Source organism: Burkholderia sp. AU18528 (genome assembly GCF_002223215.2).
GTDB classification, from domain to species: domain Bacteria; phylum Pseudomonadota; class Gammaproteobacteria; order Burkholderiales; family Burkholderiaceae; genus Burkholderia; species Burkholderia semiarida.
Genome location: NZ_NKFC02000004.1, coordinates 1,340,733 through 1,356,161, shown reverse-complemented (window position 1 = coordinate 1,356,161; position 15,429 = coordinate 1,340,733). Strand labels below are relative to the sequence as shown.

Below are 15,429 nucleotides of genomic sequence, written 5' to 3'. Positions count from 1 at the left end.
CGCTCACTGAACCGGCTCGATGGCCAGCGGGCAGGTGCCGACCGGACGCAGCCGGGAGCCGGTCCATTCGTAGAAGAAGCGGGCCGCTTTCGCGTGGCCGTCGCCGCAATCGTCGTTAAAGCAGCCGGCGACGATCAGCAGCCTGCTGCCGGCACGGAAGTCGACGCGCTCGTCGTCGTTGCCCATCACGCCCGAGATGGCCGTCACGCCGGGCATCGTGTACGTCGCGCCCGTGTTCTTGTCGAGGATCGCGAAGTTTCGGCAATCCGTTCCGCAACCCCAGATCGCGACGCGGTAGTGGCCGGCAAAATTGGCCGGCTGCGCGAATGCGTCACGAATGACGGTGCGGTACAGGCGCGCTTCGCTGCCGGCGAGCCGAGGCGCGGCAGCCGGTTTGCGCGGCGCGCGGGTGGCGGCCGGCGCCGGATAACGGTCGAACGCAGGCGAGGCGCAGGCCGCGGCCGGCGAGGCCGCGGGTGCCGCACCGGCGGTACCCGCGCCGGCCATCGGCGCGATCGAGGCGCCGGCGATCAGCAGAAGTCGATGGGCGAGCGTCACGCGCGTGTTCTTCATGTTCGAGAGGGATGTCGGGTCGCAGCGGCCGAGCTGCCGGCGACGACGATTCTATGACGCTTCGCGCGGGGCGGCGACACGGAAGGGCGGTCGTGCGCCTGCCGCCCCCGCGACGCCGCGCGGAATCGCTCCGTCGAGCCTCGTCAAACCGCCGCGATATCACGCTGCCTGACGTCTCATGCCGCCTCTGCGCGGCTCAATCGGCCAGCCGCTTGTCGGCGAGCGCCTTGCAGCAGTCCTCGTACACCCATTGCACGAGTTTGGCCCGATAGTCGAGATCGTCGGTATCGACGATTTCCTCGACCGCGTCGCGCGCCCACGACGCGTCGACGAAGCCCGCATGCCGCTTCGCGATGTCCTGCGCGAGCGCCGCGAGCCTGGCGACCGCGAGCCAGTCGGCCTGGCGGTGATGGCGGTCGAGCCAGCGGTGCGCGGCCTGGACCTGGAACGCGGCGTCCGGCCAGGATTCGTTGAGGTAAAACGCGCCGAGGTTGCCGCAGGTGAGCCAGCAAAGCAGCTCCAGGCGGTCTTGCGAGCCGAGGGTATGGGATGCGTCGGACATGGCAGCGCTCACGAAGTGCGTCGATTCCGGGCGGCGCCGGCCGCAACGGGCCGATGCCGATAGTAAAAACATAGCACGATGCGGGCCCGGCCGCGCACCCGGGTGGACGCTGACGCGGCGTTGGCCGGACGAAGGCGCCGCCGGCCATGCGCGCGGGCGGCGGAGCACCGGCGCGGGGCCTCGCCGGTCCTTTCGGACGGCTGTCATTCGTCACACCAGCCACCGAAACGCTCGCTAGAATGGCGGCTTCCCTGGAGGCGGAACACGATGAAAATCTACGACCAGTTCTACATCGACGGCGCATGGCGCAAACCGGCCGGCACGGGCACGATCGACGTGATCGATTCGGGCACCGAAGCCGTGATCGGCCGGATTCCCGAGGGCGTCGCGTCCGACGCGCAGGCCGCGATCCGCGCGGCGCGCGCGGCCTTCGACGCGTGGGCGGCCACGCCGGCCGCGACGCGCGCGGGTTACCTGCGCAAGATCGTCGAGCATCTGCAGGCGCGCAGCGAGGAACTCGCGCAGTCGATCACCGGCGAAGTCGGCATGCCGATCAAGCTGTCGCGGGCGATCCAGGTGGGCGGCCCGATCTACAACTGGAAGGCGTACGCGAAGCTCGCCGAATCGTTCGAATTCGACGCGCGGGTCGGCAATTCGCTGGTGGTGCGCGAGCCGGTCGGCGTCGTCGCGGCGATCACGCCGTGGAACTACCCGCTCAATCAGGTCACGCTGAAGGTCGCGCCGGCGCTCGCGGCCGGCTGCACGGTGGTGCTGAAGCCGTCGGAAGTCGCGCCGCTGAATGCATTCATGCTCGCCGAAGCGATCCACGAGGCCGGGCTGCCGGCCGGCGTGTTCAACCTGGTGTGCGGGTATGGCCCCGTCGTCGGCGAGGTGCTGGCCAGCGATCCGGACGTCGACATGGTGTCGTTTACCGGCTCGACGCGCGCGGGCAAGCGCGTGGCCGAGCTGGCGGCCGCGAGCGTCAAGCGCGTCGCGCTTGAGCTGGGCGGCAAGTCGGCGTCGGTGATCCTCGACGATGCCGATTTCGCGACGGCCGTGAAGGGCACGGTCAACGCGTGCTACCTGAACGCGGGCCAGACCTGCTCCGCGCATACGCGGATGCTGGTGCCGCAAGCGCGCTACGAAGAGGCGCGCGAACTCGCGAAGGCGGCGGCCGAGTCGTACGTCGCGGGCGACCCGCGGCACGAGGCGACGCGCCTCGGCGCGCTGGCGTCGGCCGCGCAGCAGCAGCGCGTGCAGGCGTACATCCAGCGCGGCATCGACGAAGGCGCGGAACTCGTGACGGGCGGCACCGGATTGCCGGCAGGGCTCGAAAAGGGTTTCTTCGTGAAGCCGACCGTGTTCGGGCGCGTCGATCCGAAATCGACGATCGCGCAGGAAGAGATCTTCGGGCCGGTGCTGTCGATCATCACGTATCGCGATGAAGACGAGGCCGTGCGGATCGCGAACGATTCGCCGTACGGGCTCGGCGGTGCGGTGTGGGCAGGCAGCGACGAGCGCGCGATGCGCGTCGCGCGCCGCCTCCGCACGGGGCAGGTCGACATCAACGGCGGCACGTGGAACGCCGCCGCGCCGTTCGGCGGCTTCAAGCAGTCGGGGTACGGCCGCGAGAACGGCGTGTACGGGCTCGAAGAGTATCTCGAGTACAAGTCGATACAGTTGAAGCCGGCGAAGCCGGCCTGAACGCCGCTCGCGGCCCGAATCGGAAACGGCACGCTCGCGTGCCGTTTTTTTCTTGACGGCCGTCAAGGTGCGCGGCGGTGGATCGTCGATCATCGCGGTTCCGATGTTCCGACGAGGTTTCAGATGACCGTACGCACCTCCTTTCCGCCGCTGACGATCCGCGGCCGCACCTTGCTGCCCGTCGTGCAGGGCGGCATGGGCGTCGGCATCTCCGCGCACCGGCTGGCGGGCAGCGTCGCGCGCGAAGGCGCGGTCGGCACGATCGCGAGCATCGACCTGCGCCACCATCATGCGGATTTGCTCGCGCGTTGCCGCGCGCAACCCGATCGCGCGACGCTCGAGGCGGCGAACCTCGACGCGCTCGCGCGCGAGATCCGTCTCGCGAAAACGTACAGCGAAGGGCGCGGGATGATCGCGGTCAACGTGATGAAGGCGGTGAGCGCGCATGCGGACTACGTGCGGGTCGCGTGCGACGAGGGCGCGGACGCGATCGTGATGGGCGCGGGCCTGCCACTCGATCTGCCCGACCTCACGCAAGGGCGCGACATCGCGCTGATCCCGATCCTGTCGGACAGCCGCGGCATCGCGCTGGTGCTGAAGAAGTGGATGAAGAAGGGCCGTTTGCCCGATGCGATCGTGATCGAGCATCCGGCGCACGCCGGCGGCCACCTCGGCGTCACGCAGCTCGACGACATGCACGACGGCCGCTTCGATTTCGCGCGCGTGCTCGACGAGACCGCGCAGGTGATGGCGTCGCTCGGTGTCGCCCGCGACACGATCCCGCTGATCGTGGCCGGCGGGATCAACAGCCACGACACGGTGCGCGCGGCGTTCGCGGCCGGCGCGAACGGCGTGCAGGTCGGGACGCCGTTCGCGGTGACCGAAGAGGGCGATGCGCATCCGCGTTTCAAGCGGGTGCTTGCCGATGCGACGCCCGACGACATCGTCGAATTCGTCAGCGTGACGGGGCTGCCGGCACGCGCGGTGAAGACGCCGTGGCTCGATCGTTACCTGCGCAACGAGACGCGCATTCGCAACAAGCTCGGCGCGTTCAGGCAGCGTTGCCCGACCGCGCTCGAATGCCTGAGCGTATGCGGGCTGCGCGACGGCATCGAGAAATTCGGCCACTTCTGCATCGACACGCGGCTCGCGGCCGCGCTGCGCGGCGACATCGCGAACGGGCTGTTCTTCCGCGGCCGCGAAGCGCTGCCGTTCGGCCGCGCGATCCGCAGCGTGCGCGATCTGCTCGACCTGCTGCTGACGGGCAGTGCGACCGAGCCTGCGGCAAACCGTCCCACGTTTACGCTGGCTTGACCAATATCAAGATGACGAAAAGACCCTACAGGGAGAATGGAAACCATTCTTTGGGGGTCCGTACCATGCATAAAACGATTCGAACTTGTGTCACCACCGCCGCCGTCGCGGCAAGCGTCCTCGCGATGCCGTCGCTGTCGTACGCGGCATCGCCGGGGGACGGCATCAACCAGGGTGACGTACTGGTTCGGCTTCGCGCGATCAGCATCCAGCCGAACGAGCGCGCGAGCGACACGCTCGGCGCGATCAACACGGGCGTGAACAACGCGATCGTGCCCGAGCTCGACTTCACGTACATGATCCGCGACTACCTCGGCGTGGAACTGATTCTCGGCACGTCGCGGCACCAGATGACGTCGAGCCTCGGCAATCTCGGCGGCGTGGGCGTGCTGCCGCCGACGCTCTTGCTGCAGTATCACTTCAACCATGCGGGCAAGGTGCGTCCGTACGTCGGCGCCGGGTTGAACTACACGTACTTCTACAACAACGGGCTCAACGTCGGCGGGGAGGGCGTGTCGATCAACAAGAGCAGCTTCGGCCCCGCGCTGCAGTTCGGCGTGGACGTGCAGTTGACGAAGAAGGTGTTCATGAACGTCGACGTGAAGAAGATCTGGATGAGCACCGATGCGACGTTGGGCGACAAGGGCATCGGCACGCTGCACATCGATCCGCTGATCGTCGGCGTGGGCGTCGGGATGAAGTTCTAGACGCGACTGTAAAAGAACAGAGTTGGGGTTGGCGGCATGGCGGTCGGCATGCCGCTCTTTTTTTGTGCGCGCGGATTTACAGCTTGTCGTACTGGAAGCGCATCGCGGTGCCTTCGCGCGTGATGCGTTCCCACACCGCCCGCTTTTCGTCGTCGCTCAGGAACACCCAGTTCGAGACTTCGGCGGCCGTGCGGCCACAGCCCTTGCAGACTTCGTCGAAAAGCGTCGAGCACACGCCGATGCAGGGGCTGTCGGGGAGGTCGTGAAGATTGGAGGCCATCGGCAGGGTTCGCGCAGTTGAATCGTCAGCCGCCATTTTAATGCATCGCGGCGGCCCGGCCGGACGTTGCCGCCCGCATGCCGTCCCGGCGCGGGAGCGCGACAGTACTGCCCGGCGTTGCGCGCGGCCGTCGAACGGGCCGTGCGCCATGCAAACGCGGATTCTCCGTCGTCCGTTTTTGCCGGTGGACAACCGCCGATTACCCGATAGAATTCCCCCGGAACGCCCCGCCGCACGGGCGGCTCGACCGACCGGCGGCGGGAATCTGTTCCGTTTGCGCGACACCGGCATGATTTTTTTGTGACGGGGCGCGAATGATGGTAGTTTTCGGGGTTTTCGAGGGGCGGCGCGCCGGAATGCGCCGCCATGACGAGGCAGACGGCAGCCGGGCAATGCGTCCGGCCGAAGGGAGAACGGGATGAAAGCAAAGGTAGTGGGCCGGTTCGCGGCGCTCGCGCTGTGCGTGGGCGCATCGGCGGCAGCGGCGAAGGATACGCAGCTCAATGTCTATAACTGGTCGGACTACATTGCGAAGGACACGATCCCGAACTTCGAGAAGCAGACGGGCGTCAAGGTCCGCTACGACAACTACGACAGCGACGACACGCTGCAGGCGAAGCTGCTGACGGGCAGCTCGGGCTACGACATCGTCGTGCCGACCAGCAACTACGCGGGCAAGCAGATCGCCGCCGGCATCTTCGCGCCGCTCGACAAGTCGAAGCTGCCGAACCTCAAGTACCTCGATCCGCAACTGATGGCGCTCGTCGCCGGCGCGGATCCGGGCAACAAGTACTCGGTGCCCTGGGCGTACGGCACGACCGGTCTCGCGTACAACCTGACGAAGGCGCAGCAGGCGCTCGGCAAGGTGCCGCTCGACAACTGGGACATCCTGTTCAAGCCGGAAAACATCGCGAAGCTGAAGACCTGCGGCGTGTCGGTGCTCGACGCCCCCGACCAGATGTTCGCGGCGACGCTGCACTACATCGGCAAGGATCCGATGAGCACGAACCCGGCCGACTACAAGGCCGCGATGGACGTGCTGAAGAAGATCCGCCCGTACATCACGCAATTCAACTCGTCGGGCTACATCAACGACCTGGTCGGCGGCGACATCTGCTTCGCGTTCGGCTGGTCGGGCGACGTCGTGATCGCGAAGCATCGCGCGATCGAGGCGAAGAAGCCGTACAAGGTCGAGTACTACATTCCGAAGGGCGGCGCGCCGGTGTGGTTCGACGTGATGGCGATCCCGAAGGACGCGAAGAACAAGGAAGCCGCGCTGCAGTGGATCAACTACATCGAGGATCCGAAGGTGCACGCGGCGATCACCAACGCGGTGTACTACCCGAGCGCCAACGCCGAGGCACGCAAGTACGTGCGGCCCGACGTCGCGAACGACCCGGCCGTCTACCCGCCGGCCGACGTCGTGAAGACGCTGTTCCTGCTCAAGCCGCTGCCGCCTGAAATCCAGCGTCTGCAGACGCGTCTGTGGACCGAGTTGAAGTCGGGCCGCTGACGCGAGCCGAAGTGAACCCGCGGTCATGAAGCCCCTGGTGCCCCCGGGGGCTTTGTTCGTCTAACGCAGGAGAGAAGCAGCACATCATGAATAGCCAGTCGGGCGCGCCGGTTGCGGGCGCGCCGTTCTCCGTTTCCTCCTCCGGCGCCGATGCGCGCGCCGAGAACTTCATCCAGATCGTCGACGTCGTCAAGAAATTCGGCGACACCGAAGCCGTGCGCAGCGTCAACCTGACCGTGCGCCAGGGCGAGCTGTTCGCGCTGCTCGGCAGCTCGGGCTGCGGCAAGTCGACGTTGCTGCGGATGCTCGCGGGCCTCGAGACGGTCACGTCGGGCAAGATCCTGATCGACGGCGAGGACCTCGCGCAGATGCCGCCGTACAAGCGGCCCGTGAACATGATGTTCCAGTCGTATGCGCTGTTCCCGCACATGTCGGTCGAGTCGAACGTCGCGTTCGGGCTCAAGCAGGAAGGCACGCCGAAGGCCGAACTGAAGGCGCGTGTCGCGTCCGCGCTCGAACTCGTGCAGATGGGCAAGTATGCGAAGCGCAAGCCGCACCAGTTGTCCGGCGGCCAGCAGCAGCGTGTCGCGTTGGCCCGCTCGCTGGTCAAGCGCCCGAAGCTGCTGCTGCTCGACGAGCCGATGTCGGCGCTCGACAAGCAGATCCGCCAGCGCACGCAGATCGAGCTCGTCAACATCCTGAACAAGGTCGGCGTCACGTGCATCATGGTCACGCACGACCAGGAAGAGGCGATGACGATGGCGAACCGGCTCGCGGTGATGAGCGAAGGCCAGATCGTGCAGATCGGCTCGCCGAACGAAGTGTACGAATACCCGAACAGCCGCTTCTCGGCCGAATTCATCGGCTCGACGAACCTGTTCGACGGCGTGACGGTCGAGGACGAGCCCGATCACGTGTACATCGAATCGCCGGAGCTGCCGAGCCGGCTGTACGTGAGCCACGGGATCTCGGGCCCGCTCGGGATGCCGGTCACGGTGTCGGTGCGCCCCGAGCGGATCGCGCTCACGCGCAAGCCGCCCGAAGGCGCGTTCAACTGGGCGCGCGGCCGGATCAGCAACGTCGCGTACATGGGCGGCTATTCGCTGTATCACGTGAAGCTCGACGGGGGCAAGACGGTGATCGCGAACGTGTCGAGCCTCGCGATTTCCGAACTCGACACGCCGGCGCTCGCTGACGAGATCTACGTGCGCTGGAGCGCGACCGCCGGCGTGGTGCTGACGTCATGAACGCGTTCAAGTCCCTGCTCGAGTGGCCGGTGCGGCGTTTCAACCTGACGGGCGCCACGGCGGTCGTGGCTGGCCCGTTCACGTGGCTCGTGCTGTTCTTCCTCGTGCCGTTCGTGCTGGTCGTGAAGATCAGCTTCGCGGAGCTGCAGCTCGGCATCCCGCCGTATACGGAACTCACGTCGTACGCGGACGGCGTCGTGCACATCGCGCTGAACCTGTCGCACTACGCGTTCCTGTTGACCGACAGCCTGTATTTCGCGACCTACGTGAATTCGGTGGTGGTGGCCGCGATCACGACGCTGCTGTGCCTGCTGCTCGGCTATCCGATGGCGTATTACATCGCGCGCTCGAACCCGGCCACCCGCAACCTGCTGATGATGGGCGTGATGCTGCCGTTCTGGACGTCGTTCCTGATCCGCGTGTACGCGTGGATCGGCATCCTGAAGAACAACGGGCTGCTGAACAACTTCCTGATGTGGATCGGGCTCACCCATGCGCCGATCGAGCTGTACCGCACGAACTACGCGGTGTACATCGGGATGGTGTATTCGTATCTGCCGTTTCTCGTGATGCCGCTCTACGCGCACCTCGTGAAGATGGACCTGCGCCTGCTCGAAGCCGCGTACGACCTCGGCGCGAAGCCGTGGAAGGCGTTCGTGCAGATCACGCTGCCGCTGTCGAAGAACGGGATCATCGCGGGGTGCCTGCTGGTGTTCATTCCGGCGGTCGGCGAATACGTGATTCCGGAGCTGCTCGGCGGCGCGAATACGCTGATGATCGGCCGCGTGATGTGGAACGAGTTCTTCAACAACGCGGACTGGCCGATGGCGTCGGCCGTGACCTGCGCGATGGTGCTGCTGCTGCTCGTGCCGATGGCGATGTTCCAGCACTTCCAGGCGAAGGAACAGGGAGGCCGCCGATGAAGCCGAATCGCTACCTGCAGTTCGCGGCGCTGTTCGTCGGCTTCGCGTTCCTGTACATCCCGATCCTCAGCCTGATCGTCTATTCGTTCAACGAGTCGAAGCTCGTCACCGTGTGGTCGGGTTTTTCGTTCCGTTGGTACGCGGCGCTCGTCGAGGACGACGAGTTGCTGACGGCTGCGTGGCTGTCGCTGAAGATCGGCGTGCTGACCGCGTTCGCGTCGGTGTTCATCGGCACGTGGGCCGGCTTCGTGCTCGCGCGGATGGGGCGCTTTCGCGGCTTCGCGCTGTTCAGCGGGATGATCAACGCGCCGCTCGTGATCCCCGAGGTGATCCAGGGGATCTCGCTGCTGCTGCTGTTCATCGAGCTCGCGAAGTGGATCGGCTGGCCGGCCGAGCGCGGCGTGTTCACGATCTGGCTCGGCCACGTGATGCTGTGCATTTCCTACGTCGCGATCATCGTGCAGTCGCGCGTGCGCGAGCTGAATCCGTCGCTGGAAGAAGCCGCGCTCGATCTCGGCGCGACGCCGTTGAAGGTGTTCTTCACGATCACGCTGCCGCTGATCTCGCAGGCGCTGATCGCGGGCTGGCTGCTGTCGTTCACGCTGTCGATCGACGATCTCGTGCTGTCGGCGTTCCTGTCGGGCCCCGGCTCGACGACGCTGCCGCTCGTCGTGTTCTCGCGCGTGCGCCTCGGCCTGAACCCGGAGATGAACGCGCTCGCGACGCTGTTCATCATCGCGGTGACGGCCGGCGTCGTGATCGCGAACTTCGTGATGCTGCGTCAGGAACGCAAGCGGATGGCGGGGTTCGCCGCCTGACGGGCCGATTGCGGCCGTCATGAAAAACGCCCGGTGCCGACGACGAGTCGGGCCGGGCGTTTTGTTTGGCGGCGCGTCACGATCGCTGGCCCGTCGCCGGCGTCTATGCGCCGAACGCCGCCTTCGCCAGCAACCCCAGCGCGACGCACACGAGCACGGCCGCGAACCCGGCCTGCACGTGCCGCGCGGCGAGGTGGCGCGACGCGCCGCGGCCGATCGCCATCCCGATCGCGGTCGCGACGGTGAACCACAGCGTCACGTCGAGCGGCGCGCGCGTGCCCGACACGAGCGTGGCCAACACGCCGCCGGTGCCGACCAGCGCGATCACCATCAGCGACGTCGCGACCACCCCATGCATCGACACGTTCGTGAACTTGCGCAGCATCGGCACGATCACGAAGCCGCCGCCGACACCGAGCAATCCCGTCATCAAGCCCGTGACCGCGCCGGTGGACGCCAGTGCGATGCCCACGGGCCACGACCACACGAGCCGGCCCGTATCGGGATTCACGCGGCCGACGCACAGCGGCGACGCGTCCGCATCGGCCGCCTGCCGCCGCAGCGCCTGTCGCAGCAGGCGGCCGGCGACGACCAGCATCGTCAGCGCGAACAGCGTGAGCAGCAGGCGCTGCGGCAGCACGTGCGCGAGCCGCACGCCGAGCGTGGTCAGCGGCACGCCGGCCACGGTCATCAGCAGCGCGGCGCGATAGCGCACGAGCCCACGGCGAAAGCCTTCGAGCGCGCCGAGCGCGGCGCTGCCGGCCACCGCGACGAGCGCGACGGGCGTGGCCTGCTGCATCGGCCAGCTCATTCCGACGACGAGCGCGGGCACCGCGAGAATGCCGCCGCCGGCGCCGGTCAGGCCGAGCACGGCGCCGACGAAACCGCCGAGCACGAGGGAAATCAGCATGACGTCATCGCGCTCCGGTCAACGTGCGATCGCGGGCTTCGCGAGCCATTCGCGACCCTTGAGCATCGCCTTCCAGTAGAGCGGCGGCAGCACGCGCTCCTTGAGCAGCCATGCGAGCCGCGACGGGCGCTTGCCGTCGATCAGCCATGCGGGGAAGGTCGGCGCGACCTTGCCGCCGTACAGGAACTCGGCGAGCACGATCTTGCCGCGCTCGACGGTGAGCGGGCACGAGCCGTAGCCGTCGTACACCGCGTCGCCGTGCGCGCGGCCGAGCGACGCGAGCAGGTTGTGCGCGACGACGGGCGCCTGCTTGCGGGCGGCCGCGGCGGTTTTCGCATTGGTCGTGTTGGTGACGTCGCCGAGCGCGTAGATGTCGGGAAACTGCTTGTGCCGCAGCGTCGCCGGATCGACGTCGATCCAGCCGGCCGCGTCGGCGAGCGGGCTCGCGCGCACGAAGTCCGGCGCCTTCTGCGGCGGCACGACGTGGATCATGTCGAACGCGCGCTCGACGGTTTCCTTGCCGCCTTCCGGCAGCGCGCGCGAGAACGTCGCACGGCGCGCGGGCCCGTCGATCGCGACGAGGTTGTGGCCGAACGACAGCGCGATGTCGTAGCTTTTCACGTACTCCATCAGCGCGGGCACGTAATCGGCGACGCCGAACAGCGCGCCGCCCGCATTCAGGAATTCGACGTTCGCGGCCGCGAGTCGGCCCGCGCGCCGCCAGTGGTCGCATGACAGGTACATCGCCTTTTGCGGCGCGCCCGCGCACTTGATCGGCATCGGCGGTTGCGTGAAGAGCGCATTGCCGCCGCGGAACGCCCGCACGAGTTCCCACGTGTACGGCGCGAGATCGTAGCGGTAGTTCGACGTGACGCCGTTGCGGCCGAGCGTGTCGGCGAGGCCGTCGATCGCGTGCCAGTCGAGCTTGAGCCCCGGGCACACGACGAGCTTGCGATAGCCGATGCGCCGGCAGCCGTCGAGCACGACCGCATGCGCGTCGGGCTCGAAGCCCGCGACGGCGGCCTGGATCCGCTGCACGCCGCGCGGCAGCACGTCGGTCATCGGCCGCGCGGTGGTGCCGGGCTGGAACACGCCCGCGCCGACCATCGTCCAGCCGGGCTGGTAATAGTGGACGTCGGCCGGATCGATCACCGCGATGTCGAGCGACGCGTCGCGCGCGAGCAGGCTCGACGCGACCGCGATGCCCGCCGCACCGGCGCCGACGATCACGACGTCGTGCCGTGCGTCCACGGTCGGCGCCGTCTGGCGGCCGCCTGGCGCGATACGGGAGGCGAGTGCGCTCAGATCGTAGCCAGCCGCGCCGGCGGCTGCCACGAGGTCGTCCAGCGGCCGCAGGCCGGCTTGCGACAGCGCCCACAGCGTGGCCGAACGCGTGCCGCTGCGGCAGTACGCGAGCACGGGCCCGTCGAGCGACGCAAGCAGCGCACCGAACTGCGCGGCCTGGTCGTCGGTTACCTTGCCGGTATCGACCGGCAGGTAATGCACGTCGATGCCGAGCGGCGCGGCGGCCGCGCGGATTTCGGTGACGGTCGGCTGGTCGGCGCCTTCGCCGTCGGGCCGGTTGCAGATGATCGCGCGGATGCCGGCCGCGTGAAGCGCGGGCAGGTCGGCCGCCGCGATCTGCGGCGAGACCGACAGCGTGTCGGTCAGCTTGCGGATGGTCATGTCGGGGTTCTCCGGATGGGCGAGGCGCGCGGCTCAGATCGCGTCGAGCGGAATCTTCAGGTAGCGCACGCCGTTGTTCTCGGGTTCGGGCAGGTGGCCGGCGCGCATGTTGACCTGCACGGACGGCAGCATCAGCACGGGCATGTCGAGCGTCGCGTCGCGCGCGGTGCGCATCGCGACGAAATCGTCCTCGGTCACGCCGTCCTTCACGTGCACGTTCGCGCGGCGCTGCTCGGCGACGGTCGTCACGAACTGCACGTCGCGGCCGCCCGGCTGGTAGTCGTGGCACAGATACAGGCGCGTGTCGGGCGGCAGCGCGAGCACGCGCGCGATCGAGCGGTACAGCGTGCGCGCGTCGCCGCCGGGGAAGTCGCAGCGGGCCGTGCCGTAGTCGGGCATGAACAGCGTGTCGCCGACGAACGCCGCGCGCTGTGTCGCATCGTCCACGCAGTAGGTCATGCACGCGGGCGTGTGGCCCGGCGTGTGCAGCGCGCGGATCGTCAGCGCGCCGAGCGCGAGCGTGTCGCCGTCGTCGATGAGCCGGTCGAACTGGCGGCCGTCTTCCGCGAAGCCGGGGCCCGCGTTGAACAGCGTGCCGAACACGTGCTGCACGCGACGCACGTGCGAGCCGATCGCGATCCGGCCGCCGAGCCGCGCTTTCAGGTACGGCGCGGCCGACAGGTGGTCGGCGTGCACGTGCGTTTCCAGCAGCCAGTGCACGGTCGCGCCGAGTTCGGCGACGCGCGCGATCAGCCGGTCGGCGCTGGCGGTGCGCGTGCGGCCGGATTTCGGGTCGTAGTCGAGCACGCTGTCGATCAGCGCGCACGCGCGGCTCGCCGTATCGAGCAGGAGATAGCTGACGGTGTGGGTCGCCGGGTCGAAAAAACCTTCGACCGACAGGGCGGGGGCGTGGCTCACGGGGTGTCCTCGATCGGGTTCTGCATCTGCAATCGCGGTCTTTGCTTCAAGAAGCGTGCCAACCTGCGGTGCAACGTCCACCGATGTGGCAAAGACTTGATTCGGCTCGGTTTTTCGGTGCATCGGCGGCCCGCCGAAGGCAGCGTCGACATCCGGTTGACGACGATGACTGCCACAACTGGCAGTGTCGTGGCAGAATTGGCAGCCTGCCTGGCAGTCCGTCCGGGCACCCCTTCGCCGAGCGAGCCGCCGCATGAATCCGCACGACACCATTCCGATCGTCCCCGCCCCGCGCCACGACGCGATGCCCGACGTACGCGCACTCGTCGCGTATCTCGAGCAGGACCCGCAGCCGATGATCGTGGTCGATCCCGACTACCGGATCCTCGCGGCGAACGACGCGTACCGGCGCCAGTTCGGTGTGGCCGGCGTCGAGCACGTGGGCCGGCACTGTTTCCAGGTGTCGCATCACTACGACGTGCCGTGCGACCAGGCCGGCGAGCATTGCCCGATGAAGCAGGCGCTCGAATCGCGCGGGCTGAACCGCGTGCTGCACATCCATCACACGCCGCGCGGCCCCGAGCATGTCGACGTCGAACTGCGGCCGATCTTCGATGCGCACGGCAACGTGATCGCGTATGTCGAGCGGCTGACGACGGTGCGCAGCGCGTCCGCGCAGCCGAGCGCGGAAGGGCTCGTCGGCGGCTCGGACGCGTTCAATGCGGCGCTCGGCGCGCTGCAGCGCGTGGCACCCTCGACGTTGCCGGTGCTGCTGCTCGGCGAATCGGGCACGGGCAAGGAGCTGTTCGCCCGCGCGCTGCACGAGGCGAGCGACCGCGCGATGGGGCCGTTCGTCGTCGTCGATTGCTCGGGGATCGCCGAGACGCTGTTCGAGAGCGAGCTGTTCGGCTACGAGAAGGGCGCGTTCACGGGCGCGAACCAGCGCAAGCCGGGCCTCGTCGAAACCGCGCAGGGCGGCACGCTGTTTCTCGACGAGATCGGCGACGTGCCGCTGCCGATGCAGGTGAAGCTGCTGCGGCTGATCGAATCCGGGACGTTCCGGCGTGTCGGCGGCGTCGAGGCGCTGCGCGCCGATTTCCGGCTCGTCGCGGCCACCCACAAGCCGCTGCGCGAGATGATCGACGACGGCCGGTTCCGGCAGGATCTCTACTACCGGATCAACGCGTTTCCGATTCCGCTGCCGGCGCTGCGCGAACGGCGGGGCGACGTCGCGCTGCTGGCCGAATCGATCCTGCGGCGCATCGCGAACGCGCGCGGCAAGGCGGGCGACGCGAATGCCCGGCCGTTCAGTTTGACCGAGCGCGCGCGCGCATGCCTCGACGCGTATGCGTGGCCCGGCAACATCCGCGAGCTGCGCAACGTGCTCGAACGCGCGTGCCTGTTCGCGGACGACGGGACGATTCGCGTCGAACACCTGCCGGCCGAGCTGGTCGCGGCCGCGGCCGCGCCGCACGTGCAGGCGGCGGACACGCGCGGCGTGTCGGACGCGGAGCTCGTGCGCATCGCGCGCGCGTTCGACGGCACGCGCAAGGCGCTCGCCGAGCGGCTCGGATTGAGCGAACGGACGCTGTACCGGCGGATGAAGGCGCTCGGTCTCGGTACGCGGGAGCGCTGAACGGCGGGTGTCGCGCGAGGCTGTCGGCGGCGCGCGGCTTCGTCGATAATGGCGCGTTCGATTCCCACCCCGTCGCCGATGAAAATACGCTTCCTTTTGCCTGGCCTGTTTCTCACGGCGGCAGCGCTGTCCAGTCCCGTACAGGCGGCCGATTACACGTGGACCGACGCGGCCGGCGCGCATGCCGTGACGCTCGCCAGAACCGTATCCGGCGACGACGTCGAGCTCAAGGTATCCGCGACGCTCGACGGTCGCCCCGACTGGACGGTGCGCGACTACGTGAAGGATTGCCCGGTCGACGTGATTCTCGACGTCGTGCCGAAATCGATCGAGATGCGCGACCTGCTCGGCACCGGCCGCAAGCAGTTCCTGTTCGCGTACAAGATCGGTTGCCGCGGCGACGTGAGTGCCGATCAGGTCAAGTATTTCCTGATCGACGCGGGGACGAAGTACGTGCTGCGCGGCGAGGAAACCGTGACGGTCAACGGCAAGTTGGTCGACGGCGGCGCGGCGCCCGTGCCGAACGCGGACCTGAAGGCGCAGCCCGCGTTTCTGCGCTACATGACGAAGCGCTGGCGCGGCATCAGCATGCGCAGCGACTAGGGTGGGTTATTGGCGTGAACGGGCGCTGGCCGGAC

At 68.0% G+C, this 15,429-nt stretch carries 15 protein-coding genes; 9 read left to right on the top strand and 6 right to left on the bottom strand.

Features of this window, described 5'->3' with window-relative positions; genetic code table 11:
* Positions 1–3: 3 nt before the first annotated feature.
* Positions 4–558, bottom strand: a complete 555-nt coding sequence (locus CFB52_RS09020) for a hypothetical protein (RefSeq protein ID WP_099316640.1) — start codon at positions 556–558, stop codon at positions 4–6.
* A 211-nt stretch (positions 559–769) separates the two neighbouring features.
* Positions 770–1,135, bottom strand: coding sequence for a hypothetical protein (locus tag CFB52_RS09010; RefSeq protein WP_027784520.1), 366 nt, complete (start codon positions 1,133–1,135; stop codon positions 770–772).
* Positions 1,136–1,402: 267 nt separating this feature from the next.
* On the opposite strand from CFB52_RS09010, the gene CFB52_RS09005 reads away from it, so the two are divergent.
* The 3 genes from CFB52_RS09005 (at position 1,403) to CFB52_RS08995 (ending at position 4,860) form a co-directional block, all read left to right on the top strand.
* Positions 1,403–2,839 carry an aldehyde dehydrogenase family protein gene (locus CFB52_RS09005; RefSeq protein ID WP_099316440.1) on the top strand — a complete coding sequence of 479 codons (1,437 nt, stop codon included), beginning with the start codon at positions 1,403–1,405 and terminating at the stop codon, positions 2,837–2,839.
* A gap of 123 nt (positions 2,840–2,962) precedes the next feature.
* Positions 2,963–4,153, top strand: coding sequence for a nitronate monooxygenase family protein (locus CFB52_RS09000; protein WP_059645920.1), 1,191 nt, complete (start codon positions 2,963–2,965; stop codon positions 4,151–4,153).
* A gap of 65 nt (positions 4,154–4,218) precedes the next feature.
* On the top strand, positions 4,219–4,860 hold the full coding sequence (locus tag CFB52_RS08995; RefSeq protein ID WP_059583469.1) for an OmpW family protein: 642 nt from the start codon (positions 4,219–4,221) through the stop codon (positions 4,858–4,860).
* A gap of 76 nt (positions 4,861–4,936) precedes the next feature.
* Here the strand turns inward: CFB52_RS08995 and CFB52_RS08990 are convergent, their stop codons facing one another.
* Positions 4,937–5,140, bottom strand: coding sequence for a DUF1289 domain-containing protein (locus CFB52_RS08990; protein WP_006493160.1), 204 nt, complete (start codon positions 5,138–5,140; stop codon positions 4,937–4,939).
* Positions 5,141–5,558: 418 nt separating this feature from the next.
* On the opposite strand from CFB52_RS08990, the gene CFB52_RS08985 reads away from it, so the two are divergent.
* The 4 genes from CFB52_RS08985 (at position 5,559) to CFB52_RS08970 (ending at position 9,641) form a co-directional block, all read left to right on the top strand.
* Positions 5,559–6,653: a polyamine ABC transporter substrate-binding protein gene (locus CFB52_RS08985; protein WP_059583467.1), complete on the top strand. Its 1,095-nt coding sequence runs from the start codon at positions 5,559–5,561 to the stop codon at positions 6,651–6,653.
* Positions 6,654–6,739: 86 nt separating this feature from the next.
* Entirely contained in the window at positions 6,740–7,900 is a 1,161-nt protein-coding gene (locus CFB52_RS08980) for an ABC transporter ATP-binding protein (protein ID WP_059583465.1), read from the top strand.
* Positions 7,897–8,823, top strand: a complete 927-nt coding sequence (locus tag CFB52_RS08975; RefSeq protein ID WP_059583463.1) for an ABC transporter permease subunit — start codon at positions 7,897–7,899, stop codon at positions 8,821–8,823. Before CFB52_RS08980 ends, CFB52_RS08975 begins: the two co-directional genes overlap by 4 nt.
* On the top strand, positions 8,820–9,641 hold the full coding sequence (locus CFB52_RS08970; protein WP_059583461.1) for an ABC transporter permease subunit: 822 nt from the start codon (positions 8,820–8,822) through the stop codon (positions 9,639–9,641). The genes CFB52_RS08975 and CFB52_RS08970 overlap by 4 nt, the downstream gene beginning before the upstream one ends.
* A 103-nt stretch (positions 9,642–9,744) precedes the next feature.
* Here CFB52_RS08970 and CFB52_RS08965 read toward each other — a convergent pair whose 3' ends face one another.
* Genes CFB52_RS08965 through CFB52_RS08955 form a run of 3 tightly spaced genes read right to left on the bottom strand, consistent with a single transcriptional unit; the run spans position 9,745 to position 13,155 of the window.
* Complete coding sequence (locus tag CFB52_RS08965; RefSeq protein ID WP_099316439.1) at positions 9,745–10,551, bottom strand: sulfite exporter TauE/SafE family protein; 807 nt, start codon at positions 10,549–10,551, stop codon at positions 9,745–9,747.
* 18 nt (positions 10,552–10,569) lie between these two features.
* A complete protein-coding gene (locus CFB52_RS08960; protein WP_099316438.1) occupies positions 10,570–12,237 on the bottom strand; it encodes a bifunctional protein tyrosine phosphatase family protein/NAD(P)/FAD-dependent oxidoreductase in 1,668 nt (555 codons plus the stop codon).
* Positions 12,238–12,270: 33 nt separating this feature from the next.
* Positions 12,271–13,155 carry an MBL fold metallo-hydrolase gene (locus tag CFB52_RS08955; RefSeq protein WP_099316437.1) on the bottom strand — a complete coding sequence of 295 codons (885 nt, stop codon included), beginning with the start codon at positions 13,153–13,155 and terminating at the stop codon, positions 12,271–12,273.
* Between the two features lie 253 nt (positions 13,156–13,408).
* On the opposite strand from CFB52_RS08955, the gene CFB52_RS08950 reads away from it, so the two are divergent.
* Together CFB52_RS08950 and CFB52_RS08945 are read left to right on the top strand one after the other, a co-directional pair.
* A complete protein-coding gene (locus CFB52_RS08950) occupies positions 13,409–14,791 on the top strand; it encodes a sigma-54-dependent Fis family transcriptional regulator (protein ID WP_099316436.1) in 1,383 nt (460 codons plus the stop codon).
* A 78-nt stretch (positions 14,792–14,869) separates the two neighbouring features.
* On the top strand, positions 14,870–15,394 hold the full coding sequence (locus CFB52_RS08945; protein WP_099316639.1) for a M949_RS01915 family surface polysaccharide biosynthesis protein: 525 nt from the start codon (positions 14,870–14,872) through the stop codon (positions 15,392–15,394).
* Positions 15,395–15,429 lie beyond the last annotated feature (35 nt).